The sequence below is a fragment of the Marinomonas sp. FW-1 genome (genome assembly GCF_005222245.1).
Lineage (GTDB): Bacteria > Pseudomonadota > Gammaproteobacteria > Pseudomonadales > Marinomonadaceae > Marinomonas > Marinomonas alcarazii.
Genome location: NZ_CP025987.1, coordinates 996,320 through 1,021,659 on the forward strand (window position 1 = coordinate 996,320; position 25,340 = coordinate 1,021,659).

The 25,340-nt window shown below is 43.8% G+C and carries 28 protein-coding genes; 26 read left to right on the forward strand and 2 right to left on the reverse strand.

Annotation, left to right across the window (positions count from 1 at the left end; all coding sequences use genetic code 11):
• From fliQ to C1X04_RS04710, 16 genes are all read left to right on the forward strand, one after another.
• Positions 1-270, forward strand: coding sequence for a flagellar biosynthesis protein FliQ (fliQ, locus tag C1X04_RS04635; protein ID WP_110575533.1), 270 nt, complete (start codon positions 1-3; stop codon positions 268-270).
• Positions 270-1,052 carry a flagellar biosynthetic protein FliR gene (fliR, locus tag C1X04_RS04640; RefSeq protein WP_110575535.1) on the forward strand — a complete coding sequence of 261 codons (783 nt, stop codon included), beginning with the start codon at positions 270-272 and terminating at the stop codon, positions 1,050-1,052. The genes fliQ and fliR overlap by 1 nt, the downstream gene beginning before the upstream one ends.
• On the forward strand, positions 1,045-2,181 hold the full coding sequence (flhB, locus tag C1X04_RS04645) for a flagellar biosynthesis protein FlhB (RefSeq protein WP_110575537.1): 1,137 nt from the start codon (positions 1,045-1,047) through the stop codon (positions 2,179-2,181). The genes fliR and flhB overlap by 8 nt, the downstream gene beginning before the upstream one ends.
• Before the next feature lie 37 nt (positions 2,182-2,218).
• Complete coding sequence (gene flhA / locus C1X04_RS04650) at positions 2,219-4,336, forward strand: flagellar biosynthesis protein FlhA (RefSeq protein WP_110575540.1); 2,118 nt, start codon at positions 2,219-2,221, stop codon at positions 4,334-4,336.
• 102 nt (positions 4,337-4,438) lie between these two features.
• On the forward strand, positions 4,439-5,731 hold the full coding sequence (flhF, locus tag C1X04_RS04655; RefSeq protein WP_137169281.1) for a flagellar biosynthesis protein FlhF: 1,293 nt from the start codon (positions 4,439-4,441) through the stop codon (positions 5,729-5,731).
• 97 nt (positions 5,732-5,828) lie between these two features.
• Positions 5,829-6,566 carry an RNA polymerase sigma factor FliA gene (locus C1X04_RS04660; protein WP_110575544.1) on the forward strand — a complete coding sequence of 246 codons (738 nt, stop codon included), beginning with the start codon at positions 5,829-5,831 and terminating at the stop codon, positions 6,564-6,566.
• A 42-nt stretch (positions 6,567-6,608) separates the two neighbouring features.
• Complete coding sequence (gene cheY, locus C1X04_RS04665) at positions 6,609-7,001, forward strand: chemotaxis response regulator CheY (protein ID WP_048814102.1); 393 nt, start codon at positions 6,609-6,611, stop codon at positions 6,999-7,001.
• Positions 7,002-7,010: 9 nt separating this feature from the next.
• The gene (locus tag C1X04_RS04670; protein ID WP_110575546.1) at positions 7,011-7,799 is read left to right on the forward strand and encodes a protein phosphatase CheZ; all 789 of its coding nucleotides are present in this window, start codon (positions 7,011-7,013) and stop codon (positions 7,797-7,799) included.
• 12 nt (positions 7,800-7,811) lie between these two features.
• Positions 7,812-10,043, forward strand: a complete 2,232-nt coding sequence (locus C1X04_RS04675) for a chemotaxis protein CheA (RefSeq protein WP_110575548.1) — start codon at positions 7,812-7,814, stop codon at positions 10,041-10,043.
• Positions 10,044-10,069: 26 nt separating this feature from the next.
• Positions 10,070-11,134, forward strand: a complete 1,065-nt coding sequence (locus C1X04_RS04680; RefSeq protein ID WP_110575550.1) for a chemotaxis response regulator protein-glutamate methylesterase — start codon at positions 10,070-10,072, stop codon at positions 11,132-11,134.
• Positions 11,134-11,871 (forward strand): flagellar motor protein, encoded by a 738-nt coding sequence (locus tag C1X04_RS04685; RefSeq protein WP_110575552.1) that lies wholly within the window; start codon positions 11,134-11,136, stop codon positions 11,869-11,871. The genes C1X04_RS04680 and C1X04_RS04685 overlap by 1 nt, the downstream gene beginning before the upstream one ends.
• Entirely contained in the window at positions 11,864-12,682 is an 819-nt protein-coding gene (locus tag C1X04_RS04690) for an OmpA family protein (protein WP_137169282.1), read from the forward strand. The genes C1X04_RS04685 and C1X04_RS04690 overlap by 8 nt, the downstream gene beginning before the upstream one ends.
• Positions 12,683-12,751: 69 nt before the next feature.
• Complete coding sequence (locus C1X04_RS04695) at positions 12,752-13,525, forward strand: ParA family protein (protein WP_110575557.1); 774 nt, start codon at positions 12,752-12,754, stop codon at positions 13,523-13,525.
• 9 nt (positions 13,526-13,534) lie between these two features.
• Complete coding sequence (locus C1X04_RS04700) at positions 13,535-14,500, forward strand: chemotaxis protein CheW (RefSeq protein WP_137169283.1); 966 nt, start codon at positions 13,535-13,537, stop codon at positions 14,498-14,500.
• A 35-nt stretch (positions 14,501-14,535) separates the two neighbouring features.
• Positions 14,536-15,030, forward strand: a complete 495-nt coding sequence (locus C1X04_RS04705) for a chemotaxis protein CheW (RefSeq protein WP_110575561.1) — start codon at positions 14,536-14,538, stop codon at positions 15,028-15,030.
• A gap of 19 nt (positions 15,031-15,049) precedes the next feature.
• Positions 15,050-15,454: a DUF2802 domain-containing protein gene (locus C1X04_RS04710; RefSeq protein WP_110575563.1), complete on the forward strand. Its 405-nt coding sequence runs from the start codon at positions 15,050-15,052 to the stop codon at positions 15,452-15,454.
• Here C1X04_RS04710 and C1X04_RS04715 read toward each other — a convergent pair.
• Both C1X04_RS04715 and C1X04_RS04720 read right to left on the reverse strand, forming a co-directional pair.
• Entirely contained in the window at positions 15,445-15,693 is a 249-nt protein-coding gene (locus C1X04_RS04715; protein WP_110575565.1) for an EscU/YscU/HrcU family type III secretion system export apparatus switch protein, read from the reverse strand. The two genes, C1X04_RS04710 and C1X04_RS04715, sit on opposite strands and share 10 nt — an antisense overlap.
• Positions 15,693-17,321, reverse strand: coding sequence for a flagellar hook-length control protein FliK (locus C1X04_RS04720; protein ID WP_137169284.1), 1,629 nt, complete (start codon positions 17,319-17,321; stop codon positions 15,693-15,695). The genes C1X04_RS04715 and C1X04_RS04720 overlap by 1 nt, the downstream gene beginning before the upstream one ends.
• A 177-nt stretch (positions 17,322-17,498) precedes the next feature.
• On the opposite strand from C1X04_RS04720, the gene ccmA reads away from it, so the two are divergent.
• The 10 genes from ccmA (at position 17,499) to zipA (ending at position 25,286) form a co-directional block, all read left to right on the forward strand.
• On the forward strand, positions 17,499-18,113 hold the full coding sequence (gene ccmA, locus C1X04_RS04725) for a cytochrome c biogenesis heme-transporting ATPase CcmA (protein ID WP_137169285.1): 615 nt from the start codon (positions 17,499-17,501) through the stop codon (positions 18,111-18,113).
• Positions 18,110-18,772, forward strand: coding sequence for a heme exporter protein CcmB (gene ccmB / locus C1X04_RS04730; RefSeq protein WP_137169286.1), 663 nt, complete (start codon positions 18,110-18,112; stop codon positions 18,770-18,772). Before ccmA ends, ccmB begins: the two co-directional genes overlap by 4 nt.
• On the forward strand, positions 18,772-19,518 hold the full coding sequence (locus C1X04_RS04735; RefSeq protein WP_110575573.1) for a heme ABC transporter permease: 747 nt from the start codon (positions 18,772-18,774) through the stop codon (positions 19,516-19,518). The genes ccmB and C1X04_RS04735 overlap by 1 nt, the downstream gene beginning before the upstream one ends.
• Complete coding sequence (gene ccmD / locus C1X04_RS04740) at positions 19,508-19,684, forward strand: heme exporter protein CcmD (RefSeq protein WP_110575575.1); 177 nt, start codon at positions 19,508-19,510, stop codon at positions 19,682-19,684. Before C1X04_RS04735 ends, ccmD begins: the two co-directional genes overlap by 11 nt.
• On the forward strand, positions 19,684-20,151 hold the full coding sequence (gene ccmE, locus C1X04_RS04745; RefSeq protein ID WP_137169287.1) for a cytochrome c maturation protein CcmE: 468 nt from the start codon (positions 19,684-19,686) through the stop codon (positions 20,149-20,151). The genes ccmD and ccmE overlap by 1 nt, the downstream gene beginning before the upstream one ends.
• 12 nt (positions 20,152-20,163) lie before the next feature.
• On the forward strand, positions 20,164-22,101 hold the full coding sequence (locus C1X04_RS04750) for a heme lyase CcmF/NrfE family subunit (protein WP_137169288.1): 1,938 nt from the start codon (positions 20,164-20,166) through the stop codon (positions 22,099-22,101).
• A gap of 2 nt (positions 22,102-22,103) precedes the next feature.
• On the forward strand, positions 22,104-22,613 hold the full coding sequence (locus C1X04_RS04755; protein WP_137169289.1) for a DsbE family thiol:disulfide interchange protein: 510 nt from the start codon (positions 22,104-22,106) through the stop codon (positions 22,611-22,613).
• On the forward strand, positions 22,610-23,020 hold the full coding sequence (locus C1X04_RS04760) for a cytochrome c-type biogenesis protein (RefSeq protein ID WP_137169290.1): 411 nt from the start codon (positions 22,610-22,612) through the stop codon (positions 23,018-23,020). Before C1X04_RS04755 ends, C1X04_RS04760 begins: the two co-directional genes overlap by 4 nt.
• On the forward strand, positions 23,017-24,195 hold the full coding sequence (locus tag C1X04_RS04765) for a tetratricopeptide repeat protein (protein WP_254682331.1): 1,179 nt from the start codon (positions 23,017-23,019) through the stop codon (positions 24,193-24,195). The genes C1X04_RS04760 and C1X04_RS04765 overlap by 4 nt, the downstream gene beginning before the upstream one ends.
• A 65-nt stretch (positions 24,196-24,260) precedes the next feature.
• On the forward strand, positions 24,261-25,286 hold the full coding sequence (zipA, locus tag C1X04_RS04770; RefSeq protein ID WP_110575584.1) for a cell division protein ZipA: 1,026 nt from the start codon (positions 24,261-24,263) through the stop codon (positions 25,284-25,286).
• Positions 25,287-25,340: the final 54 nt, after the last annotated feature.

Consider the following 25,340-nt stretch of genomic DNA (forward strand, 5'->3'; position numbering starts at 1 on the left):
ATGGACCCTCAGGTAGTTTTAGATCTATATGGACAAGGTTTTTATTTGATTGTCTTGATTGTTGGGGTCGTCATGATGCCGAGCTTATTAGTCGGCTTGATTGTGAGTGTGTTTCAAGCCGCAACGCAAATAAACGAGCAAACTTTATCTTTCTTGCCTAGGTTAATAGTGACTATTTTAGTAATTATGCAACTAGGGCCGTGGATTTTGACTAAGCTTATGGACTTCACGACAAACTTGTTTATTAATATTCCTATGATAATAGGCTGATGTTAGAGCTTAATCCTGATCAGTTACTTAACCTGACTATTAGCTTTCTTTTGCCTTTTTTTCGTATCGGTGCTTTTTTTATGGCGTTGCCTTTGTTTGGCAGTCGTCTGGTAAATACACGCGTACGTATTGCGTTTTCTTTTCTTATCGCTGTCATTGTAACGCCAGTTATAAATATCCCTGCTTATGACCCTATTTCTCCTGCTTATATTGTTTTAATTGCCGAGCAGCTGGTGGTCGGTTTTGTATTGGGCTTTGTTGTTACTATCTTGTTTCAGTTATTTTCTTTGGCAGGTCAGCTTGCTGCTATGAAAGCGGGTTTGGGTTTTGCTATGTCTAATGACCCAGCGAATGGTATTTCTGTCGCGACGCTTGGTCAGTATTATTTGTCTATGGTTGCGCTTGCTTTTTTAGGCACAAATGGCCATCTTGTGATGATAGAGTATTTGGCTGAGAGTTTTAATTATTGGCCGATTGGTAGTGGTTTTGATAGTCAGCGTTATTGGCAAGTTGTTTCTTTGGGTGGGTGGATGTTTGAAAAAGCACTGCTTATTGTCTTGCCGTTGGCGGTTGCTGTTTTGGTCATTAACTTATCGTTTGGTGTGGTTGCTAAAGCGTCGCCTCAATTGAATATATTTGCGCTTGGCTTTCCTATTATTATGTTGTTTTCGCTGTTCTTCTTCTGGATCATGCTGGATGATTTCTTAAATATATATTTGCTTTTCTTTGGCGAGTTAATCGATTGGCTAAAGGTGACTTGGGGGGTTCATTTACATGGCTGAAAATGAAGACGGTAGCGAAAAAACCGAAAGTGCCAGTAGTAAAAAACTTCAGGATGCGCGTAATAAAGGTAATATTCCCAGGTCTAAAGACCTTAGTGCTGCACTATTGCTAATTGTTGCTGCCGCGACGATTTACGGGACAGGCACGCTTCTTGTTCGAGATCTGGCGGTGTTGTTCGATTTTAATTTTTTGCTTGAAAGGGCGGACGCATTCGATCTGAGTCGTATGATTTTTCATCTGTATGATTCGGTTGTGACTATGATGGACTCAATGGTACTGCTAATGTCTGTGCTTGCTGTTGCGGGGATTGTTGGCAGCATAGCGTTGGGGGGATTGAACTTCGCTTGGGAGCCATTAACGCCGAAATTGAGCAAAATGAACCCTATCGCAGGGCTTAAAAAAATGTTTTCGGTGCAGTCTTTGGTGGAGTTGCTTAAGTCGATTGCCAAGGTCACGCTGGTGGGCGTTGTTGCCACCATAGTACTAAATTATTTTTTGCCGGAAACTTTGGGGCTGACTTTTCAGTCTATTGAATTATCTATTTCACATGGGATAGATATTGTTATTTGGTCTTTTATTTTTGTTACGCTCGCTTTGGCGCTGATTGCTGCTATTGATGTGCCGTTCCAAGTTTGGTCGCATAAAGAGAAATTGAAAATGACTAAGCAGGAAGTGAAAGACGAATTTAAGCAGCAAGAAGGTGATCCTATGGTACGAGGTCGCATTCGTCAGTTGCAGCGCCAGGCTGCGATGAATCGAATGATGTCTGACGTGCCTGATGCGGATGTTATTATAACGAACCCGACGCATTTTTCGGTCGCGTTGAAATACGATCAAGCGAGTGGTGCGGCTCCTGTTCTTCTTGCAAAAGGTGGCGATTTTATTGCATTGAAAATCCGAGAAGTCGGCAATCACTATGATATCCCTGTGATACAATCACCCGCTCTGGCAAGGGCGGTGTATCATCATACTGAAATTGGTGAGGAAATACCGCAGGGGTTATTTAAAGTGGTGGCGCAATTGCTGGCTTACGTGTATCAATTGCGTAATGCTCGTATGGGGGCACCGCAGCCAGAAGCTATGCCAAACTTAGATGTGCCTGATGAATTTCAGTGGGACGGTAGTTAATTATGTTTTGTGTATTTTCCTCCAATAAGGGTGCCGTGTGAATTTTGACCGCGCTCGATTTACTGGACAGGTTCAAGGTATTTTTAGTGGGAATCTAGGGATTCCTATTTTGTTGTTGTCGCTTTTAGCGATGATGATTCTTCCTATCCCCGCGTTTTTACTCGACGTTCTTTTTACCTTCAATATTGCCTTAGCGATTGTGGTGCTTTTGGTCGCTATTTATTCCATGCGACCATTGGATTTTGCTGTGTTTCCAACGGTGCTGCTGGTATCTACTTTGATGCGACTGGCGCTTAATGTTGCGTCCACGCGTGTGGTTTTGCTAAATGGTCATGAAGGTGGTGATGCCGCTGGTAAGGTTATCCAAGCCTTTGGTGAAGTGGTGATTGGCGGTAACTACGTCGTTGGTTTTGTAGTGTTCGCCATCTTAATGATTATTAACTTCGCAGTAGTGACAAAGGGTGCTGGTCGTATATCTGAAGTGAGTGCTCGTTTTACCTTGGACGCGATGCCTGGTAAGCAGATGGCCATCGACGCAGACTTGAATGCGGGCATGATCGATGCTGACCAAGCTAAGCAGCGTAGGATGGAAATTGCTTCTGAAGCAGAGTTCTACGGTTCTATGGATGGTGCTTCAAAGTTCGTTAAAGGTGATGCGATTGCCGGTTTGTTGATTCTTGGGATCAATATCATTGGTGGCTTATCTATTGGTATGGCACAGCATGACCTTTCTTTTGCGCAAGCGATTGAAAGCTATTCGTTATTAACCATTGGTGATGGTCTTGTTGCTCAGCTGCCTTCTTTGATGTTGTCTACTGCAGCGGCCATCATGGTGACCCGAGTAAATGAAACTGGCGATATGGGCTCGCAAGTAGTTCGCCAGATGTTTGGGTCTTCAAAGGCGCTGTATGTCGCCGCGGGTGTGATGACTATTATGGGGATTGTGCCTGGCATGCCTCATTTTTCTTTTCTATCGTTAGCCGCTTGTTTGGGTGGGTTGGCGTACTTTTTAGAGTACCGTAAGAAGCAAAAGTTAAATCAAGGAACCAAAAGTGCCACCAAAACGCCAGCAGAAGGCTCCGCGCCTGCTGAGGTGAGAGATTTGAGTTGGGACGATGTCGCTCCTGTAGATATGCTGGGCTTAGAAGTTGGCTATCGTTTAATTCCTCTGGTTGATAAAACGCAGGGTGGCGAATTGTTGGCTAGAATAAAAGGTGTGCGCCGTAAGTTGTCCCAAGATTTGGGATTCTTGGTGCCTAGTGTTCATATTCGAGATAATTTGGATCTGATGCCAAATGCTTACAGGGTCACCCTGATGGGGGTGAGTTTAGCTGAGGCGGAAGTGCATCCAGATAAAGATTTGGCGATCGATCCGGGCCAAGTTTTTGGTTCTATTGATGGTATCGCAGGCAAAGATCCGTCGTTTGGTTTAGATGCTGTTTGGATTGATCCAAAGAAAAGAGATCAGGCACAGACGTATGGTTATACGGTAGTGGATGTAAGTACCGTCGTGGCGACTCATATTAACCAGATTATGCATAAACACGCGTATGAATTAATTGGTCACGATGAGGTTCAGCAGTTATTGAGTTTGTTGAAACAGTACAACCCTAAATTAGCGGAAGAGTTAGTTCCAAATACGGTGCCATTAAGTGTGTTGCTGAAAGTGTTGCAGAATTTATTAATAGAGGGTGTGCCTCTAAGAGATATGCGTACTATTGCTGAGTCGATAATGGGGGTACAGCCTAAAACGCAAGATCCTATGATATTAACGGCGGCCGTGAGGACATCGTTGTCCCGATTAATTATTCAAACATTGGCGGATGGAGTTGAAGAGATTCCTGTATTGACCTTAGAGCCGCAGTTAGAAAAAATGTTAATGCAGACGGTTCAACAAAGCCAACAGTCTGGAATTAAAAATGAAGAAGCTTTGATTCTAGAGCCGCAAATGGCAGAACAATTGCAGACTTCTTTGAGACAGTCGGCAGAGCAGCAAGAAGCAATGGGTAATACACCTATTTTGATCGTATCTGCACCGATTCGCCCTATGTTAGCGCGTTTTATGCGCTATGGTATGGTGAATATGTCTGTACTCTCTTATCAAGAAGTTCCAGATCATAAACGTATTACTGTCGTGGGGGTTATTGGTCAATAGTAATTGCCAGTTTTCTGTAAAATATTGTATCTATATTTATCGGAATCTTTCGGGTAAGCTATGGATTTGTAAGAAAAATAAACTGTAAGGATTAAGGTATTCATGCAAATTAGGCGGTTTCGAGCACCAGACATGCGCCAAGCGATACGGAAAGTTCGTGACGCCGTAGGTCCTGATGCGGTTATCTTGTCAAATCAACGTCTGCCAACAGGCGAGATAGAAATTGTTGCCGCTCTAGATTACGATGGATCTTTGCCTTCTAGCATGTCGTCTAAACGTTCGAGCTCAAGCTCTTCGCGCCCTGACACTTCGGTCGATCCTAGTGCGAATTATTTAGAACGCATAGAACGAGCCAAGCAACAAACCACGCTACCTCAGAATGACGCACCTTCCTATACTTCACCGCGTCAAAACTCTCAGATTGAAATGCCGCCACTGCCTGAAGATAAGGAAGATCCAGCTGTTGAAGAGGCTTTATCTGTTAAAAATAGTGATAATGCTAAGCAATTGCAGGACATGGAGCGCGAACTGAAAAGTGTTCGGGCTATGCTGGAACAGCATCAGCAAAATGACAACCGTAGCTCTGCCAAAGAATCTTCTGTTGAGACTCGAGCCCGCGAAAAGTTAAAAGGGTTAGGGTTGTCTGAGTTTGTTGTGTCTAGACTGATGGATGATATAGATCTAAAAGGCCGTGAAGATGACTGGAATAGGTTATTGGCACATTTGGCTGACTATATACCTATTCGCTCAGGCTCTAATGAATTACGCGGCTGTATTGCCTTTATGGGCCCTACTGGTGTTGGTAAAACAACCACAATCGGTAAAATTGCTGCCCAGCACGTATTGAAACATGGCTCTGAAGGTGTTGTATTAATTACAACAGACACCTATCGAATTGCTGCTCATGAACAACTGAGAACGTTTGGGCGTATTTTAAATGTTCCCGTTGAAGTTGTTAATGAGTATTCAGATTTAAATGAAGTGTTAGCAAAATACGCGCATTACTCTTTGGTATTGGTTGATACGGCAGGTATGAATCCAAGAGATTCTAATCTTGAGCGCCAATTGTTAATGATGAAACGAGCAAGGGCCAGCCTTAAGAAGTTATTAGTATTGCCTTGCACAAGCCAAAGACAAGTTCTGAAAACCGTGACTGAAATATATTCACAGGTGCAGCTTGATGGGTGTGTTTTAAGTAAGCTTGACGAATCAGCTTCACTTGGCGAAGCGATTAGTGTAGTTATTGAAGAAGGTCTTCCTGTTGTTTATATCGCAGATGGACAAAGAATACCTGATGATATCGAACCTGCTCGTGCTCATAACCTGATTAGTAGAGCTGTTTATACAGCAGAACACTACAGTCAGCTTTATGGGTCACTAAAGTATGGTAGTTAGTAAAATTATGTTATTACTGAAAGCGTTGCGCCAAACTATGTAGTACAGTTAGTTAGCGCAACTAACTTAAATGGTAAAGGTTGCTTAGACTATTTTTATGCAGACCAAAAACGGATATAACACATACTCCAAAAAAGCAACGCTCTCAATTGATGCGATTGTTGAACAATACGGGTATTTAGTGAAAAAAATTGCTTATCACCTATTGGCGAGATTGCCTGATAGTGTGGATATAGACGATTTGATTCAAGCTGGCATGATGGGGCTAATTGAGGCGTATAAACGCTTTGAGTCTACGAAAGGCGCCAGCTTTGAAACTTATGCGGGAATCCGTATTCGCGGTTCTATAATGGATGAGGTGCGAAAAACAGATTGGGCGCCTCGTTCAGTAAGACGAAATGGTAGAGCAGTTGCTAACGCCATAAAAGAATTGGAAGCGACCCTGGGACGAGAAGCTTCAGATATGGAAGTAGCAGCGCATATGAATATAGGGATGGATGAATATCATGAAATGATTCATTCATCTATGTCTACTCAGTTGTTTAGCTATGAAGAAATGCTAGACTCTGATACAAATAATCTAGATAGCGTTGAATCCGAAGTTGAAAATGCACCATATTCTTTAGTTGAAGAAGGCGGATTTCAAAATCAATTGGCAATAGAAATTGATAACCTACCGGAAAGAGAAAAGTTAGTTTTGTCACTTTATTATAATGAAGAACTTAACTTGAAAGAAATTGGTGCAGTGTTAGGCGTAAGTGAATCAAGGGTTAGTCAAATTCATAGTCAAGCGGCTATGAGATTGAAAGCTAGATTAAGCGATTGGCGAGATTAATTATGAGTTGTGTAATATTACCTTTAGGGTGTGGAGGTTGCATTGGATAAAAACATGAAGATCCTAATTGTTGATGATTTCTCGACAATGAGACGAATCATTAAAAACCTACTACGGGATTTAGGGTTTACCAATACAGTCGAAGCTGATGATGGGACGACTGCGTTACCCATACTTCAAGCCGGTACGATTGATTTTCTCGTTACCGATTGGAATATGCCAGGTATGACAGGGATCGAATTACTTCGTGCCGTGCGTGCAGATGAAAAATTGAAAAGCATTCCTGTTCTTATGGTAACGGCAGAGGCGAAACGTGACCAAATTATTGCTGCAGCTCAGGCTGGGGTGAATGGTTATGTTGTTAAGCCGTTTACTGCGGTGGCTCTCAAAGAAAAAATTGAGAAAATATTCGAACGAATAGATGCTGCGAAATAGGAAATGTAGATGTCAAAGATATTGGGATCTGGACTAGGGGATTTTGAAAATCTAGTTAAAGACGGCGCAGTTGAGCTTTTAAATTACATTGAAGTCGGTGACTTTAGTGGTGCAATTAAAAAGATTCAAGAGCTGAGCGAAGCCCGACATAATAGTTTCTATAACGAAGTGGGTTTTTTAACTCGAAGTTTGCATGATGCTATTCGTGATTTTCAGGTTGATTCAATGGACCTTGTTGTTGGTGAGGGCGGGAGCGAGTCTGTTACCAAAATTACTGATGCCTCGGATCGATTGAATTATGTTATCGAAACGACTAGTGCAGCTGCTAATAAAACCATGGATATGGTTGATAGTAGTGTTCCTGTCGCTAGCGAACTACAAAGCCAGGCGAGAGAGCTACGCAAAGACTGGAGTCGTTTGATTCAGCGAGATTTAACACCGCAAGAATTTAGAGACTTATACAAACGTATTGATGTCTTCTTATCGTATGCGGACGATAGTGCCACTACCTTGCATTCAAACCTCAACACAATTCTTCTAGAGCAAGGTTATCAAGACCTAACAGGTCAAGTTATCGCTAGAGTGAATGATTTAATTCGTGATGTAGAAGAAAAACTTGTGCATCTCGTTGCTGTTGCTGGACGCGTTGATAGTATCTCCGGAATTGAACACAAAGAGAAAGAGTCTGAACACGATGACACTCGTGGACATGGCCCAGCTATTAATAAACAAAACAACCCTGAAGTACTGAATAGTCAAGACGAAGTAGACGACTTGCTATCAAGTCTTGGTTTCTAGAAGGAGCTGAGGATGAGTTTCGAGGTCGATGAAGAGATACTACAAGATTTCTTGGTAGAAGCTGGTGAGATTCTTGAGCAGCTTTCCGAGCAATTAGTAGATTTAGAGCAAAATCCTGACGACAAGCAACTGCTTAACGCTATTTTCCGTGGTTTTCATACGGTAAAAGGTGGTGCTGGATTTTTACAATTAAATGCCTTAGTTGGTTGTTGCCATTATGCTGAGAACGTTTTTGATATTTTAAGAAACGGTCAGCGTAAAATAGATTCTGACTTGATGGACATTGTTTTGCAGGCGCTTGACGCTGTAAACGAAATGTTCGAGGTGGTTCGTTCTGGTGGTGAGCCAGAGCCTGCTTCACCAGAGCTGATTGCAGCGCTGGCTGTATATGCAAAACCGCCTACTGCAGAAGAGCTTGCTGCTCAGGACGACGACGCTGAAGAAGCTGAAGAAATTGTTGAGGACGAGGATGAGGTGGTAGAGGAGCCTGCGAAGGAAGAGCCTGCTGCAACGAACGAACCCGAAGATATTTCTGACGATGAATTTGAGTCTTTGCTTGATGCGCTTGGTGATGCTCCTGAAAAGACAGCAGATACTGCTAAAGCATCTGAATCCGATGCGAAAACAGATGATGAAATTACCGAAGATGAATTTGATGCCTTATTGGATCAGCTACACGGTAATAGCGCACCAGGAATTGATGATACGCAGAAAAGTGAAGCGGCAGCGCCTTCAGATTCCGATGAGATAACGGAAGATGAATTCGAAGCCTTATTAGATCAGCTTCACGGTGATGGCGCGCCATCTAAAAAAGATGAAAAAGTCGCCAGTGATTCAGCACCTGCTGACAATGAGTCAGACCTCATTACAGAAGATGAGTTTGAGTCTTTATTAGATACTTTGCAGAGCAAAGAGAAGTCTAAAAAAGAAGATAAACCGGCAGCTGAAGCAAAACCAAAGGCGACCTCAGAGCCAAAAGCGGCGCCTGCTAAGCCTAAAGTTGCACCAAAAGCAGCGGCTAAACCCGCTGAAGAGCCAGAGCATGTAAAAGAGAAAGTTGCTAATTCTCCTGTTACCCAAGAGGCCACGGTTCGTGTTGATACCAAGCGATTAGACGACATAATGAATATGGTCGGTGAGTTGGTGTTGGTTCGAAATCGACTTGTACGACTCGGCTTGCAAAGTGATGACGAGTCTATGGGGAAAGCGGTTTCTAATTTGGACGTGGTAACCGGTGACTTGCAAAATGCGGTCATGAAAACCCGAATGCAGCCCATTAAGAAGGTATTCGGTAAGTTCCCTCGAGTTGTTCGAGATTTGGCTCGTAACTTGAAAAAAGAAGTGAATTTAGAGCTTCGAGGCGAAGAAACAGATTTAGACAAAAACTTAGTTGAAGCCCTTGCTGATCCACTTGTTCACTTGGTTCGAAACTCAGTTGACCATGGTGTTGAAGCGCCAGATGTTCGTGAAGCGAAAGGTAAGCCAAGAGTTGGACATGTTGTTCTTTCTGCTGAGCAGGAAGGGGATCATATTCTACTGTCTATCGAAGATGATGGTGCCGGTATGGACCCTGATGTTCTTCGTCGTAAGGCGGTCGAAAAAGGCTTAATGGATGCTGATGCGGCTGAGCGTTTATCTGATGAAGAGGCGTTCAATTTAATTTTTGCACCAGGCTTCTCAACGAAAGTTGAGATTACCGATGTATCTGGTCGTGGCGTGGGAATGGACGTTGTTAAAACGAAAATTTCTCAGCTTAACGGTACGTTGCAGATTAAATCCGTATTGGGACAAGGTTCTCGATTTATCATTAAGGTGCCATTAACGTTAGCGATTATGCCGACTCTAATGGTGACATTGTCTGATCAGGCTTTTGCTTTCCCGCTGGTTAGTGTTAATGAGATTTTCCATCTTAACCTGAAAAAAACCAACGTCGTTGATGGTCAACAAGTTGTTGTTATTAGAGGGAAGACGCTACCAATCTTCCATCTTAAGAGCTGGCTGATCAAAAATAACGGCAGTGCAGAACTTCCATCCGAAGCTCATGTGGTTGTTGTGCAAGTTGGGATGAGTGAAGTCGGGTTTGTTGTTGATCAGTTGGTTGGCCAAGAAGAAGTGGTTATAAAACCATTAGGTAAAATGTTGCAAGGAACTGCCGGTATGGCTGGTGCAACAATAACTGGTGATGGTCGTATTGCATTGATTCTGGATGTACCTAGTATGCTTAAGTGTTACGCATCTAGGTAGTAAGTTACTCATTTAGGAGATGTGATATGCCTGTAAAGGTGCTGGTTGTTGATGATTCAGGCTTTTTTCGACGTCGTTTAGTTGAAATATTTGAGGCTGATCCTAGATTAACCGTTGTTGGTACGGCTAACGACGGTCGAGAAGCAATAGAAAAGGTACAATCTTTATCTCCTGATGTAGTTACTATGGATTATGAGATGCCAGTGTTAGATGGCATTGCCGCAGTAACTAATATCATGAAGCTAAAGCCGACTCCGGTTCTAATGTTTTCCTCATTAACGCATGAGGGAGCTAAGGTTACTTTAGATGCATTAGAAGCGGGCGCTGTCGATTTCATGCCAAAGAATTTTGAGGATATTTCTCGAGATTCGGCAATTGTTAAACGGGCATTAGTGGATCGTGTTTTAGCAGTAGCAAGAACGCGGTTTGCTGGAGATAGAAGGCCTGTTGCCGCTCTGGGTCCAAGAGAGGCTCCCAAGCCTATTGTGACCGAGCGTGGCGTTATTATTCCACGTATGAGGAAGCGAGTTAGTCTGGTTGCTATTGGTACCTCAACTGGTGGTCCAATGGCTTTGCAGGCTGTGTTGAGTAAGCTGCCTAAGGACTTCTCGGCGCCTCTTGTGTTGGTTCAACATATGCCCGCTGCATTTACCGGTGCGTTTGCTGAACGACTTAATAACATTTGTCAGATTACCGTGAAAGAAGCTAAAGATGGTGATCGTCTTCAACCAGGCGTTGCGCTTTTGGCTCCAGGTGGAAAGCAGATGATGATCGATCCTCGAAATGGAGGGTGTGTTCGCATCCTTGATGGCGATGAGCGACTAAACTACAAACCTTCTGTCGATGTTACCTTTGGTTCTGCTTCGAAGTGCTACCCTGGAAAAGTATTATCTGTCGTAATGACAGGTATGGGGGTTGATGGCAGAGAAGGTGCTCGGATGTTGAAAAACTCCGGTTCCAAAGTCTGGATACAAAGCGAAGAGTCTTGTGTTATTTACGGTATGCCTATGGCTGTCGAAAAGGCTAATCTAGCAGATGAAATTATTGATCTCGACCACATTGGTGAGCGTATAGCGCGCGAGGTTAGCTAGTGGATTTTGTGACTTTAGCAGGACTGTTGATTGCATTTAGCTCGGTACTGCTAGCAAATTGGTTAGGAGGAGGGGAAGTGATTCTTCTCCTTAACTTGCCATCCGCTATTATTGTTGTTGTTGGTAGTATTGGTGCTACATTAATTCAAAGTAGTATCCAAGAAGCCATCCGCGCTTTGGCTTTAATTAAGTGGAGCCTTTTCCCACCTGTTTACGATTTCAACACAGCCAGATCCACATTAAATAACTTAGCGCATAAAGCCCGCCGCCTTTCTTTGCTTGCTTTAGAATCAGATGTCGAATCATTAGGTAGTCAATTTTCTACGCGAGCGCTACAGATGGCGATAGATGGCACAGACCCAGATTTGCTCTCTGATCGACTGCATGATGATGCGGTTAGAATTCATGATAAGCGCATGAGAAGTATCTCATTTATTGAATCTATCGGGGGGTATGCGCCCACTTTAGGTATTATGGGTTCTGTACTTGGTTTGATTCAGGCGATGGCCAACTTAGACAGCCCAGAGGCACTAGGCCATGGTATTGCCGTTGCTTTTGTTTCAACGCTATACGGCCAAGGCTTTGCAAATTTGGTCATTTTTCCTATTGTCAAAAAGCTAACGGGTTATGTGGATAAAGAACTTCTTTATCATCAGCTTCTTATTGATGGTATTTGTGGTATTGCCGTAGGCAAACACCCATATCGTTTAGAGCTTGAGTTGAACGCTTATGAGTGAGAAATCATCTAGGGTGCCTAAGCGTCGTAGGGTGGTGGCTAAGTCATCAACCAAGGTTACGCAAGGGCGTGACAGGTGGATACTCTCTTATGCCGATTTCATTACTCTGCTGTTTGCCTTTTTTGTTGCTTTGTATTCACTCTCATTAAAAAACTCTGACGACGAGGCGCGTTTAAAAGAAACGCTGCAAGGCGTGTTTGATGCTGTTCAGAAGTCTATTAAGCCGATCAATATTGGTGAGCCCATTGTGGGGGAGCCAAAAGACAGTGAGATGGTTGAAGTAAAACCGATTCCGGCTGCAGTCCCTACTATTGAAGAAAATACATCCTCTGCGGTGTACTCTTTGTTGAGTCAGGTTGTAGAGAATCAATTTTCTGGCTTGCATGCGACAGGGCAAATATCCGTCACTGAATCTGCGGATTGGGTGAGCCTTGAGTTAAAGTCTGGCTTATTATTTGGGCAAGGTGAGTATGAGCTGACTAATGAGGCTGTCGCTTTGTTAATTCTCGTGGCAGATATCCTCAAAGCCTATCCTTCAGTCGTGTTAGTTGAAGGTAATACCGATGATTTACCTGTTAATTCTCGGCGTTTGGTGTCGAATTGGCATTTGTCTAGTTTGCGTTCTTCCTCTGTTGTGGATGAGTTGGTCTACCGGGGCGTAAATCCAACCATGATCGCTCCCATTGGTTTTTCTAGCGAACATCCTAAGGTGAGAAACACAAATGACTATGCTCGACAGCAAAATCGCCGTGTAATCTTACGAATTAGTAAGCGTAACGCTGATAATCTTCATGATTACTTGTTTCAATAGTATATTACTGTATATGATTGCAAGGAATTCGTAAGCAAAATAATAGCATAGGGTATCAGGGGAGTCAGAGTGCACATTTGGGCAGTGGCGAATCAAAAAGGCGGCGTTGGCAAAACGACTACAGTAGTTTCTTTGGCGGGCTTGTTAGCGGATGCCGGAAATCGGGTATTGATGATAGATCTTGATCCCCATGGCTCTTTGACGAGCTATTTTCGCTTCGACCCTGATTCAATTGAAAAAAGTGCTTATAGTCTTTTCCAAACGGCAGGAAAGATTCCCGCAGATTTGCCAGCTTCACTCATACTCGAAACTGGTCATCCCAATTTATCCCTTTTGCCTGCTTCTACTGCGCTGGCAACGTTAGAGCGTCATGCTCAATCACAAGGTGGTATGGGATTAGTTATTTCGAAAACCCTGGCTATATTGTGGGACGATTATGATTATGTATTAATCGACAGTCCTCCGGTGCTTGGGGTATTAATGATTAATGCGTTAGCCGCTTGTCAGCAGCTTGTTATTCCGGTTCAAACTGAGTTTCTTGCCATTAAAGGACTAGAGCGTATGGTGAGAACATTGACGATGATAAACCGCGCAAGAAAGCGTCCTGTTCCATTTTTAATTGTTCCTACTCTTTTCGACAGGCGTACTCAAGCATCTAACAAGAGCCTCAGAAATCTAAAGGATACTTACGAAGAGTTGGTTTGGCATTCTGTTATTCCAGTCGATACAAAGTTAAGGGATGCCAGTACAGCAGGTATAGCGCCTTCAGCTCTAGATCCTAATGCCCGAGGAATTAAGGCTTATGCAAGCCTGAAGGATTCTTTGCTGAACCCAGCGGGATAGTAACTGATTATGAAAGATACAAAGAACAAAGAGCAGAATATGATTGGTCCTCAAGTAGCTTTACAGCGCTACCTTGATGATCTTCTGCAAGACGCTACAACGGAATCCGTGAGTGAGGATATTGCTGAATCTGCTGAAGTAGAGTCAGAGGACGAGGTATCAGAAGATAGTGATTCTGACGTCGTTGAGTCTGAGGTTGTTGAGACTGAAGAAATCGAGCCTGAAGTGCCTGAACCTGAAGTTACAGCGTCTGAGTTCAGTGATGAAGATTTATTGTCGCTTGATGCTTCTTTCAAGGACTTTGAACAGGCTATAGCAAATTCGGAATCAGACTTGTCAACTGATGAGATTGCACCAAGTATTATTGAGCCAGAGCCAGAGCCAGAGCCAGAGCCAGAGCCAGAGCCAGAGCCAGAGCCAGAGCCAGAGCCAGAGCCAGAGCCAGAGCCAGAGCCAGAGCCAGAGCCAGAGCTAGAGCCGGTTAGTAAAATTTCGAAAACGGATCCTTTGCCTTGGGCAACGGGTCGGTTCGAATGCTTGTTGTTTTATGTTGGTGGCCTGAAAATGGCGGTTCCTCTTGTTGAGCTTGGGGGAATCTTCCAAAGCGGAAGTGACAAGCTAACATCCATATTCGGTCAGCCAGACTGGTTTATGGGCGTCGCGAATGTTGGTGATTTTAATCTTCGCACAGTTGATACTGCTTTATGGGTTATGCCTAATCATTACGAAGGTGACCTAAAAGAGCATTTTAAGTTTGTTATTCAGTTAGATCGCTCTGATTGGGGAGTGGCTTGTGAACGTGTTGCAGAAGCGATTACGCTCGAACCATCTCAAGTAAAGTGGCGAAGTGATAGAAGTAAGAGACCTTGGCTTGCTGGTACAGTAATTGATCATATGTGTGCCATACTAGATGTACAGGGTTTTATTGAATTGTTGGATGACCCCAAAAATGGGTTTAAAGCCGCGCTTAAATAATTGTAATGATCATTTTTGATCTTTGGAGATGAATAATGGCAACTACTAGCATAGCGCTAAAAAGCGCAAACCAATCAGAAGATCCAATGTTGCAGTGGGTAACATTCCGCCTAGAAAATGAAATCTATGGTGTAAATGTTATGCAAGTCAAAGAGGTTTTACGTTACTCTGAGATTGCTCCGGTACCTGGTGCACCTAACTTTGTTTTAGGCATTATTCATTTACGCGGCACAGTTGTGACGGTTATTGATACTTGCCAACGGTTTGGTCTGCCTTCTGGCGAAATCACGGATGCAACGCGCATCATGATTCTTGAAGTTGAGGGTCATGTGATCGGAATTCTGGTCGATGCCGTTTCTGAAGTGGTTTATTTACGCCAATCAGAGATAGAGCCATCACCAAATGTTGGGAATGACGAATCATCTAAGTTTATCCAAGGTGTTTGTCATAAAAATGATATTTTACTTATTCTGGTTGATTTGGATAAATTGTTATCTGAAAATGAGTGGTCTGAAGTTGGGTCAATGTAATTTAAGGTTGTTGTACTAGATGGAATCTCAATGGTTATTTAACCTCTTATTAATGCTCCAGTTTGTGATTCTGATCGCGGTAGTTGTTTGGGCGTATAGGCTTTCAAAACGATTGGCGCGGATGAAGCTTCAACATGCCGAGGCGGAGTTGAGTCAAAAAAAGCAAGTGCAAGTACTTGCTTCTGGTTCTATTGGTATGGGGCGTCGTTTAGTAGCCATTGAGAAAAAGCTAAACTTGGCTGTTGAGAAGCAATCCGAGATTTTATCAAAGGAAGGTGGCGTCTCGTACAATCGCGCTATGGAGCTTTTGGAAATGGGCGCGACCATTGACGATTTAGTATCTAAATGTGGTTTGATCCGTGCTGAGGCTGAATTGATTAGCCTGTTAAAGCAAGAGTCTCGCCGTAATTCAGATTACCACTGATGATCTTTGATTTTGTGAGCAAAAGCGATAACTTCTGCGACAGCAAGATAGAGAGATTCAGGTATTTCTTCTCCTAGCTCCAAAGTACTGAGCATTTCAACAAGTTCAGGGCTTTGGTGCAGCAAGACGTCATTTTCTTTGGCGACTGACATTATTTTTTCTGCTAATAGACCACTCCCTTTAGCGATCACTTTTGGTGCTGCACTAAAATCATATTTTAAAGCGACGGCTTTTTGCATTAGGTCCTCACATCGATTAAAGAGTGTGTTTTAAGCGCACTGTCTTTTTCTTTATCCAGTTTTGCTTGAAAGGCATCTAGCCTTTCTACTTCTATGTCTTTGTCCGTTAATCGCTGTTTCAAAAGAGACATATTTTTTTGTAGCTTTTGTACAGTGTCTGGGTCTTCGGCTGCAAATAAAACCCCGACTTTGTTTGCCTGAATACTGGCTCGTGCATCGAACCGACCAGTTTCTTCGAAATCAAACTTGAGTTTTACCAACCAGCGCCTGTCTTGTTTAGATTGTTCTTCACTGCTTGCATCTTTATTTATTTCGATTTGAACGAAACTAGGAGTTTGGCCGTTTTTAATTGGCAGTTCTATGTGCAGTGGATAGGTTGGTGTAGTGATTTGGTTTGGATCTGAAAAGTGGCGTAATTGGCTCGTTGTTATGCGTTCAATAGCATTGGCAATTTGTTCAGTTGGTATGCTTCCAAGGCGCAATGCGCCTGTATTCTCTTGCACGTCTTTTAGGCGGGATAAATTGAGTTTTATGTCCGCAGGAATTTGAGTTTTGTTGTCACTAGCCAGTAACGATTCCGAAAAGACACCGCTGGTCTGAAGGGCTTGCTTCATTGTATCCGGTGACGTGGTCAGTGCTCCTAGGTTTGGGAAACTTTGAATAAGTTGTCTCAGGGCCTGTTGTGTTTTGGGTGGTAAGTTGGCTGATGATGTCTCGTTAAGAGTATGCAATTGTTTGACGAGCTGAGACATGTCTGCGAGCGAAAGTTGCCTTGGGAGACTCTGCTTAAGCGCTTCTGCTTGGGTAGAAGGGATGGTTGAGGTGTTCGCTTTTGCCGGTAATACTTGCAGGTTGTTATTGGCATCAACCATAACTCTAATCACATCGCCTTTTTTTAGTGGCGTTTGGCTCAATATAGGAAACTCAGTTTTTCCATCTGAGACGGTTGCCACTTGAGGGGGGGTCGGGCTGACCATTGCTGTGGGCTGTGGTGCGGTATTGGCTGGACGCAGTGGTACATTGAGTGTCGGTGTGTTTGCCGCTTGGCTGGGCGCTTGGCTTGATGCGGCAGTTTGGGGGCTTGTTGTCTGATTTGTGGTCTGATTTGTTGTGTTGGTTTGCGGAGCTGGAGTTTGAGTGTTAGTAGCTGGTGCAAGTGACGTGGTTGATTGATTGGGTGGTGTCGCAGGCGTCGCTGAGGTAACGGTTAAATTGACAATGCGAGACGCTAGCATAAGATTATCAGCTTGCTTAACCGTAGGGGTATTTGCGCCTGTAAGGGTTTTGCTGGATGAGTTTTCAACTGGAATAGACAGGGAGGCTTGCTGCAAGTTGGTTCTGTTTAATTTTGCGTTTTGGATATCGCTAATATCGATTGGAGTGCCAGTATTGATTAGGGTGAATGGTTGTTGTGCGCTGGTTGCAAATAACAGTTGTGCTGGTTTGCCTTGGAAGTTTAGCGACTCACTACCCTGAAATTTAATTAAGCTAAGGCTTTCTATTAATTTGATTTCACCCATTAATTTCGCAAGAGTGGCTGAGTTTCCTACGGCGTTATTGCTGCTGATGTTGGCGTTGCCCTGCTTACCTGATGAAGCATTTATCATAGATTGTATGTCAGAGATCATGTCGCCTGCCTATAAAATGTGATGTTAGAGCCTATCAGTTTGTTCTTTTAGGAACGATTCTCATATAATGTCTGAAGTCTTTGTTTAACGAAACCATATCGTTAAACAGTATAGATAAACAGCGTAGCCAAAGAATGGTAACCTTTACTTTCATATCGGCCGAATTAGGTAAATCTTTTGCAATCTTCTGCTTCTTTAACAATATCAGACCTTTGGATAGAGCGAGGGGAAAGAGACTTATGCAAAGACTTTTCTTTTTCTGCTCAATCAGGAGAGGTTGTGCGTATTTTAGGAGAGAACGGTGCTGGTAAGAGTTCGTTGTTAAAAGTCATTGTGGGTGTTATTTCTCCACTTGAAGGCACTATCGTCTATTTGGGCGAGGATGTCACTTTAGACAGAGCGCCGTTGCTGCAAGATGCAATCTATATTGGCCATTCGGTTGGTGTCAAAAGTCTACTGACTGTGGCGGAAAATATTCGCAGGTATTGTCCTACTGTGTCCCCAGAAGCTTTGTCTGCTGTATTGAAGAAGTTGGATTTGCTGGATCATATGAATGCATTCGCGAGCACATTATCCGCAGGGCAGCTACGTCGAGTGGCATTGGCGCGTTTATGGTTGACTGACAAAACACTTTGGTTATTGGATGAACCTTTTGCCGCTTTAGATAGCACTGCGATTGCTCTATTGGAAGAGCGTATTCGCTTACATGTGTCGTCTGGTGGTTTGGTCGTATTAACCACTCATCAGGCGTTGCGATCTTTACCATGCCGTGATGTGGCTTTGATGTCATGACATATACTTCTTTTTTAGTGTCAGAATTTTTGCTGTTATGGCGTCGAAAGCAGGATGTTATTAACGCGCTGTTGTTTTTTGTTATTGTCGTTACCTTGTTCCCTCTAGGCGTCAGTTCGTCAGCTGAATTTTTAGCGCCAGCTGCAGGCGGAATTATTTGGTGTGCAGCTGTCTTAGCCATAATGATGGCTGTAGAGGGGATGTTTAAAGAAGATTTTCGCGATGGCTCCTTAGAGCAGTGGGTCGTCAGTGGTCTTTCTCTTCCGGTATTGGTCTTGTTGAAAGTGGTGGTGCAATGGCTGGTTGTTATTGTGCCTCTGCTCGCCATGATGCCGATATTGAGTGAAATGTTGTATTTATCGGATGCAAGCTTTTGGGTGCTTATCATGACGTTTCTGTTGGGAACGCCAAGCTTGTTTTTAATTGGTGTGATTGGCGCCGCCTTGACCGTTTCTTTAAGGCAGGGCGCGATGTTGGTCATGTTGTTGATATTACCCTTTTACTTGCCAGTGATTATTTTTTCGACATTAGCAATACAGGCAGCAGAAGCCGGTTTGCCGTATTCTGGGCAGTTGGCATTGTTGCTGGCTATGTCCTTATTGTCTTTAATACTATCGCCTTTTATGGCAGCGATTGCGATCAAAGCGGGTGCAGGCTGATGAACTGGATGTGGTTTCATAAATTGGGTTCACCCAAATGGTTTTTCTTTCGCACTAAAGCTTGGGCCTTGCCTTTATTTAGTTTGGGCTGCGTTGGCCTCATTGTTGGTTTGATATGGGGGCTGGCTTTTGCCCCGGCAGATTATCAACAGGGGAACAGTTTTAGAATTATCTATATGCACGTGCCAGTGGCGATACTCGCTCAATCGTGTTATTTCGCGTTAGGTGTTGCAGGCTTTGTGTTTCTTGTTTGGCAGATGAAGATAGCGCCTATCTTTATCAAGGCAATGGCACCGGTCGGTGCGATTATGGCTTTGATCGCGTTGGTGTCTGGCGCCATTTGGGGAAAACCAACGTGGGGAACTTGGTGGGTCTGGGACGCAAGATTGACCTCTGTGTTGGTATTGTTTTTTCTCTATATGGGAATTATTGCCCTGCAAAAGGCTTTAGACGATCCGGTTTTAGCCAATAAAGCCGTGGCGGTGATCAGTGTAGTTGGGCTAATTAATTTGCCCATTATTAAGTATTCTGTCGTGCTGTTGGAAACGCTGCATCAAGGGCCAACGTTCACGCTTACTAAAAAACCAGAAATGCCTCCTGAGATGTGGTTACCCTTGCTTGTTTGTATGATTGGTATGTGTTTTTTCGTGGCAGGTTTGGTTATCTGGCGAATGCAGTCAGAAATATTGCAACGTGAACATAGAACCAGCTGGGTGAGGGAAGAGGTGATGAAAAATGGCCTTTAGTAGTGTTGGCGAATTTTTATCGATGGGAACTCACGGCCTATACGTTTGGTCTGTTTATGGCTTTAGTGGTTTGGTGCTAACTTGGTTAGTTTGGGACACCTTATTTACACGTCAGAAAACTCGGGATCGACTACGTAAACGCTTTATGAGGAATCAAACTCGCTAATGCATCCAGTTAGAAAAAAACGTCTATTCGTCATAAGTGCGATTGTATTGATATTGGGCGCTGCTGTGACACTAGTCATGTATGCCCTCCAGCAAAATATTAATCTGTTCTATTCACCAACCCAAATCGTCATGGGGGAAGCGCCACGCAACGCGACTATACGAGCGGGTGGTATGGTGGTGAACGGCAGTGTAAAGCGTCATTCAGAAACCTTGGCGGTTGTGTTTGAAACAACCGATTTTCAGCACACCATTACTATCGAATATCGCGGCATTTTGCCGGATTTATTTCGAGAAGGTCAGGGGGTAGTGGCTCAAGGGCAGTTAAATGATGATGGCGTATTTATCGCAACGGAAGTGTTGGCAAAGCATGACGAAAAATACATGCCTCCGGAGGTGTCTGAGGCTGTGAAGAATGCTCAGAGTGCTATGGGTGAGACGAAAGTAAACTCGCAATCTACTTATTAATTTAGGCTGTTTATGTTCCCTGAAATTGGTCAATTTTCTCTGATATTGTCGTTATTTTTTGCTCTTTCGCTCGCTTTTGTCCCCCTGATTGGTTACTGGAGAGGAAATCGACTTTTATTGGAAACAGCACGCCCACTGACTTTTATTATGTCTGCGTTGGTGTTGGTAAGCTTTATTACACTAAGTTGGTCATTTTTAAGCGATGATTTCTCTGTGCTGTATGTGGCCCAAAATTCCAATAGCCAGTTGCCTGTTTGGTACAAGTTTAGTGCTTTGTGGGGTGGGCACGAAGGGTCATTGCTGCTTTGGGTGTTGATATTGTCTGGTTGGTGCTCTGCCGTAGCGTTCAAGATAAAAACCTTGCCTGAGGATGTCGGACCTGTGGTGCTATCTGTGCTAGGCATGGTTAGTCTAGGTTTTTTATCCTTTTTGCTTTTTACGTCTTCGCCTTTTGCGCGCTTACTGCCAGATAAGCCTGTGGATGGCGGAGACCTGAACCCTTTGTTGCAAGACTTTGGGCTGATTGTCCATCCTCCTGTTTTGTACATGGGGTACGTGGGGTTCTCTGTGGCATTCGGCTTTGCCGTGGCCGCGCTAATTACGGGTAATTTAAATGCGTCTTGGGCACGTTGGGCAAGGCCTTGGACTGCTGCGTCGTGGGCGTTTTTGACCTTAGGGATTACGCTGGGTAGCTGGTGGGCTTATTACGAATTAGGTTGGGGTGGCTGGTGGTTTTGGGACCCAGTAGAAAATGCCTCGTTTATGCCTTGGTTAGCGGGAACTGCGCTGTTGCATTCCCTTGCTGTCACAGAAAAGCGTGGTGTATTTAAAAGCTGGACTGTCCTACTGGCGATTTTTACTTTTAGTCTTTCACTGCTTGGTGCGTTTTTGGTTCGCTCTGGTGTATTAACCTCGGTGCACTCTTTTGCGGCCGATCCGACTCGCGGTGTTTTTATTCTCGTTTTACTTTTGGTGCTCGTCGGTGGCAGTTTGTTGTTGTATGCCATCCGTGCAGCCGAGGTGCGTTCGAGCGTTTCCTTTGGGGCTTCGGGACGAGAAGCTTGGTTATTGCTGAATAATATTCTACTGACGGTTCTGACATTGACCGTTTTGTTGGGCACTTTGTATCCACTGATATTTGACGCCTTAAACTTAGGTAAAATATCAGTGGGCGCGCCCTATTTTAATAGTGTGTTCACGCCAATTGCGCTGCTGCTGATGGTGTTTATGGCGGTAGGGCCTTTGTCAAAATGGCATCAGACTAAATTAAGTGTATTTTTAAAGGTCTGTAGCATCGCGCTTATTGTGGCTGTGTTATCGGCTGGTGGCATTGTTTATCGTTATGATTTTGGTGTCATTGCTTGGCTTAGTTTAGCTGTGGCATTTTGGGTGGTGTTTTTATCTTGTGCGGATTGGTTTGGTAAAGTGTCTGCGGGAACAAAAGGCATTATTCCTCGTGCACGACAATTGCCAAGAAATTACTATGGCATGATATTGGCTCATCTTGGCATGGTTGTCACACTAGTGGGGATCGTTTTGGTTAGTGTGAACAGCCATGAGTCTATGCTGCGATTATCTACTGGCGATAAAGCAACTGTGGCAGGCTATGATTTTATGTTCGATCGCATAGAGCAGGTTTCTGGTCCTAACTACTTATCGAGTAAAGGGCAATTTACGGTCTATAAATCTGGCAAAGTCGTTGCCATTCTCCATCCGGAAAAGCGCTTCTTTACAACTCGTCAGCAAGTGATGACTGAAGCCGCTTTGGATGCGGGGTTTACTCGTGACTTGTATGTTTCCTTGGGCGAGAGATTGGATGATTCTGCTTGGGGAGTGCGGATTTACGTTAAGTCCTTTGTGCGATGGATCTGGCTAGGTGGGTTGTTGATGATGGTCGGTGGTTTGTTAGCCGCTTTCGACAAACGCTATCGAAAACGAGCGGGAGCCTAGTTATGCGTAAGTTTTTACTTTTTGTGCCATTCGTGCTTTTTTTGGTATTAGGTGTCGTTTTATATCTTCAACTAGGCAAAGATACACAATATATGCCTTCTGCCTTGATTGGAAAATTATTGCCTGAGTTCACCTTGGTGTCTTTGCAAGACGATCAAGTTTATACCAAAGACGATTTGCCAAAGGGGGCTTATCTCATTAATTTTTGGGGGACTTGGTGCCCTGCGTGTCATGTTGAGCATCCTTTTTTGATGGAGTTGGCCGAATCTGGTGTGCCTATTATTGGCATCGACTATAAAGACCAGAAAGCCCCAGCGGAACAATGGTTAGAGCAAAAAGGCAATCCTTATCAATTGGTTTTGATGGATGAGCTAGGTAACTTTGGTGTGGATATGGGCGTTACGGGTGCTCCTGAAACCTTTGTTGTTGATAGTTCTGGCGTGGTGGTCTATCGACATCAAGGCGTGGTCAATGCCGAGAACTGGCCTGAACTGAAAGGGTACATGAAATGATGCTGCTAAAAGGTGTTGCCCTATCTGTCGTGATGTTCCTTTCTGTGTCGACTTTTGCTCAAGAGCAAATGGCATTTAGTTCTGAATTGAATAAAACCCGTTACCAAAGTTTAGTGGAAGAGCTGCGCTGCCCGAAATGTCAGAACCAAAGTTTGGCGGATTCAAACTCTGGCATTGCGGTTGATCTGCGGGAGTTGGTTCATCAATTAATTGAGCAAGGTAAAACCGATCAAGAGGTTGTGGATTACATGGTCGCACGCTACGGAACTTTTGTTTTGTATCGACCGCAGCATTCTTCCGCTACGTTTTTGCTCTGGTATGGGCCATTTATTCTGCTTGGATTGGGGATCTTAGCCTTTGTCTATGTAGTTATGGCAAATCGTAAACGACGAGGGCGCGCTTTATGATGATTGCGTATTTGGCCATGGCCAGCCTGCTAGTATTGAGTCTGGTGTATCTTTTTGGTTCGCTGACTCATCGTAGAGACAGAGGCGCTGAGGTTAGGCAAGCATTTGCTTTGGTTCGTCGAGAGGAAATAGCGCAGGAGCAAGAGGCTGGTCGCTTAACGGCCAGCGAAGCATCACAGCTTTTGCAGGATATCGATCATGAAGTGCGTGTCGTCAAAAGCAAAGAGCGGTTTTCTTTTTCAACTGACACCTCTTTTGCGCGTTGGATTATGCTGGGGGTGATGGCGGTAACTGTTTTAGGCAGCGTGAGTCTTTATCAACAGATGGGATATTCGAAAGAGGTGCTTTTTACACAAGATTTGCAAAAGCAGCAATTAACGCCAGAAAAAATAACTGACTTTTTAATGTATCGTAGCGCGCGTTATGACAGAGTAGAGGATTGGTATTATCTTGCAAATGACTATCTTGAAGCTGAACAATACCAAAATGCTGTTATCGCTTTTGAAACCGCATTAGAAAAATTGCCAAGAAACGCGGAAAACCGTGTCAGCTTATTGGTTGAGTATGCGCAGGCTATTTTTTATGCAAACGGTGGTCAAAGCTCGGACAAAATGCTAAAGGTTGTAGACGCTGTTCTTCAGGTTGAACCAACTCAGCCCACCGCGCTGGATTTGAAAGGCGTAGCTGAGTTTGCGAAAGGGCACTACTTAGGCGCGGTATTAGCGTGGCAAGAAGCGATTCGTTATAGCGCGCATTCTCAAGAGCGTCTGGCGTTGCTATCGGCAATAGGCAAGGCGCGTGAATTAGGCCGTATTGATTATCAGCAATTAGCGCCTATTATTACAGATCAGTTAGCGGTAAAAATAACTTGGGATGCCAGTAAGCTTCGCTGGCACCAGGATGATGTTTTATTAGTTTATGCCGTATTGAAAGGGCAGACCATGCCCATTGCGATACAAAGACTATTTCCTGAAGATTTAGATCGTCCGGTGTTATTAACTAACCTTGATTCCTTGATGCCAACGGTGACGCTGGCAGAAGCCGATAAAGTGGATTTGGTCGTTAAGCTCGCCAATATAAATGACGATGATCTTACAAAAGGCCAAATTATTGGTATGAAACGAGATTTATTGGTAAATCATAACGAGATTTTCGTAATCAACGTAGCCTTGTAATTGAATCCTAAGCCGCTTCGCTTGATAATAAGGTCAACATTAATTGATGCAATTCGGAATATGCAATGGAATTTAGCTTACGTGAGTGGCTGATCTTAATTGGGGTCGTCATTATTGTCGTTATTCTTATAGATGGATTTCGTCGATATAAAAAAAGCAATGAACTTTCACAAGCTGAAAGTGATTTCACTGATTTTGATGAATCAGACGATGACGAGATACTGCAAAAAAGATCGCCTGTTGGTTACAGTAAAGCGTCTGTAAAGGGACGAAGTGCAGATTTACAAGACCCGATAAGCAACGCGTTCGAGAATGCTAGGAAGACAGCTAAGCAGCCGTTAACCGATGTTCCTCATAAAGTGGATTCTGGTCCAGAGATGTATCGTGATGACGAGATGCACCTTGATGAGCTGGCATCATTAGTTCCTGAACGAGACTTTGGCGATTCGGCTGTATCAGAGCAAAATTATGCAGATGATGGATTTTATGAGCAAGATGATCTTGATTTAGATTTTGCAGGTGACGAGCGCAATGAAATCGCAGACACTGAAATGCACGAAGATTACGAGCGCAGCTATTCAGAAGTCGACATTGATCAAGTAACGCCAAACAGTGTTTTAGAAGAAGATGAGCAAGAAACGAATGATGTCGCTGAAATCGAAGAAGTGATCGTCATTAATATTTTTGCGCCAGAAAATGAAAGCTTCTCTGGCATGGAGTTGCTTCAGTTGATTCTAAATTGTGGCATGCGCTATGGTGAAATGGATATTTTCCATCGCCATGAAGATGGCTTCGACCGTGGTCGAGTACAGTTCAGTATGGCGAATGCCATTGAGCCGGGTACGTTTGATCTAGACACTATGGGTGAAAGTGATTGCCCAGGAGTGAGCTTCTTTATGGGCTTGCCAGGTCCGAAAAACAGCATGAAAGCGTTTGATTTCATGTTAGAAACCGCTCAAACCTTAGTGCGTAATTTGGGTGGGGAGTTGCGTGATGAAAGACGCAGTCCAATGAGTGAACAAACCATTGCCCATTGTCGTCAGCGAATACGTGATTTTGAACGTCGACGATTGATGCGCAGCAAACAGTGATTACATCAAGGCCCTAAGGGGCCTTGGTTGCTTTAGACCAGCTAAAAAATTCAA

Coding starts and splice junctions, on each gene's coding strand:
- ccmD (WP_110575575.1), top strand. CDS start 19,508: ATGGCCTTTAGTAGTGTTGGCGAATTTTTATCGATGGGAACTCACGGC.
- fliR (WP_110575535.1), top strand. CDS start 270: ATGTTAGAGCTTAATCCTGATCAGTTACTTAACCTGACTATTAGCTTT.
- C1X04_RS04760 (WP_137169290.1), top strand. CDS start 22,610: ATGATGCTGCTAAAAGGTGTTGCCCTATCTGTCGTGATGTTCCTTTCT.
- flhB (WP_110575537.1), top strand. CDS start 1,045: ATGGCTGAAAATGAAGACGGTAGCGAAAAAACCGAAAGTGCCAGTAGT.
- C1X04_RS04675 (WP_110575548.1), top strand. CDS start 7,812: ATGAGTTTCGAGGTCGATGAAGAGATACTACAAGATTTCTTGGTAGAA.
- C1X04_RS04690 (WP_137169282.1), top strand. CDS start 11,864: ATGAGTGAGAAATCATCTAGGGTGCCTAAGCGTCGTAGGGTGGTGGCT.
- C1X04_RS04715 (WP_110575565.1), bottom strand. CDS start 15,693: ATGCAAAAAGCCGTCGCTTTAAAATATGATTTTAGTGCAGCACCAAAA.
- zipA (WP_110575584.1), top strand. CDS start 24,261: ATGGAATTTAGCTTACGTGAGTGGCTGATCTTAATTGGGGTCGTCATT.
- C1X04_RS04750 (WP_137169288.1), top strand. CDS start 20,164: ATGTTCCCTGAAATTGGTCAATTTTCTCTGATATTGTCGTTATTTTTT.
- ccmE (WP_137169287.1), top strand. CDS start 19,684: ATGCATCCAGTTAGAAAAAAACGTCTATTCGTCATAAGTGCGATTGTA.
- fliQ (WP_110575533.1), top strand. CDS start 1: ATGGACCCTCAGGTAGTTTTAGATCTATATGGACAAGGTTTTTATTTG.
- C1X04_RS04765 (WP_254682331.1), top strand. CDS start 23,017: ATGATGATTGCGTATTTGGCCATGGCCAGCCTGCTAGTATTGAGTCTG.
- C1X04_RS04660 (WP_110575544.1), top strand. CDS start 5,829: ATGCAGACCAAAAACGGATATAACACATACTCCAAAAAAGCAACGCTC.
- C1X04_RS04670 (WP_110575546.1), top strand. CDS start 7,011: ATGTCAAAGATATTGGGATCTGGACTAGGGGATTTTGAAAATCTAGTT.
- flhF (WP_137169281.1), top strand. CDS start 4,439: ATGCAAATTAGGCGGTTTCGAGCACCAGACATGCGCCAAGCGATACGG.
- C1X04_RS04700 (WP_137169283.1), top strand. CDS start 13,535: ATGAAAGATACAAAGAACAAAGAGCAGAATATGATTGGTCCTCAAGTA.
- C1X04_RS04735 (WP_110575573.1), top strand. CDS start 18,772: ATGAACTGGATGTGGTTTCATAAATTGGGTTCACCCAAATGGTTTTTC.
- ccmB (WP_137169286.1), top strand. CDS start 18,110: ATGACATATACTTCTTTTTTAGTGTCAGAATTTTTGCTGTTATGGCGT.
- C1X04_RS04720 (WP_137169284.1), bottom strand. CDS start 17,321: ATGATCTCTGACATACAATCTATGATAAATGCTTCATCAGGTAAGCAG.
- C1X04_RS04755 (WP_137169289.1), top strand. CDS start 22,104: ATGCGTAAGTTTTTACTTTTTGTGCCATTCGTGCTTTTTTTGGTATTA.
- C1X04_RS04710 (WP_110575563.1), top strand. CDS start 15,050: ATGGAATCTCAATGGTTATTTAACCTCTTATTAATGCTCCAGTTTGTG.
- C1X04_RS04680 (WP_110575550.1), top strand. CDS start 10,070: ATGCCTGTAAAGGTGCTGGTTGTTGATGATTCAGGCTTTTTTCGACGT.
- C1X04_RS04705 (WP_110575561.1), top strand. CDS start 14,536: ATGGCAACTACTAGCATAGCGCTAAAAAGCGCAAACCAATCAGAAGAT.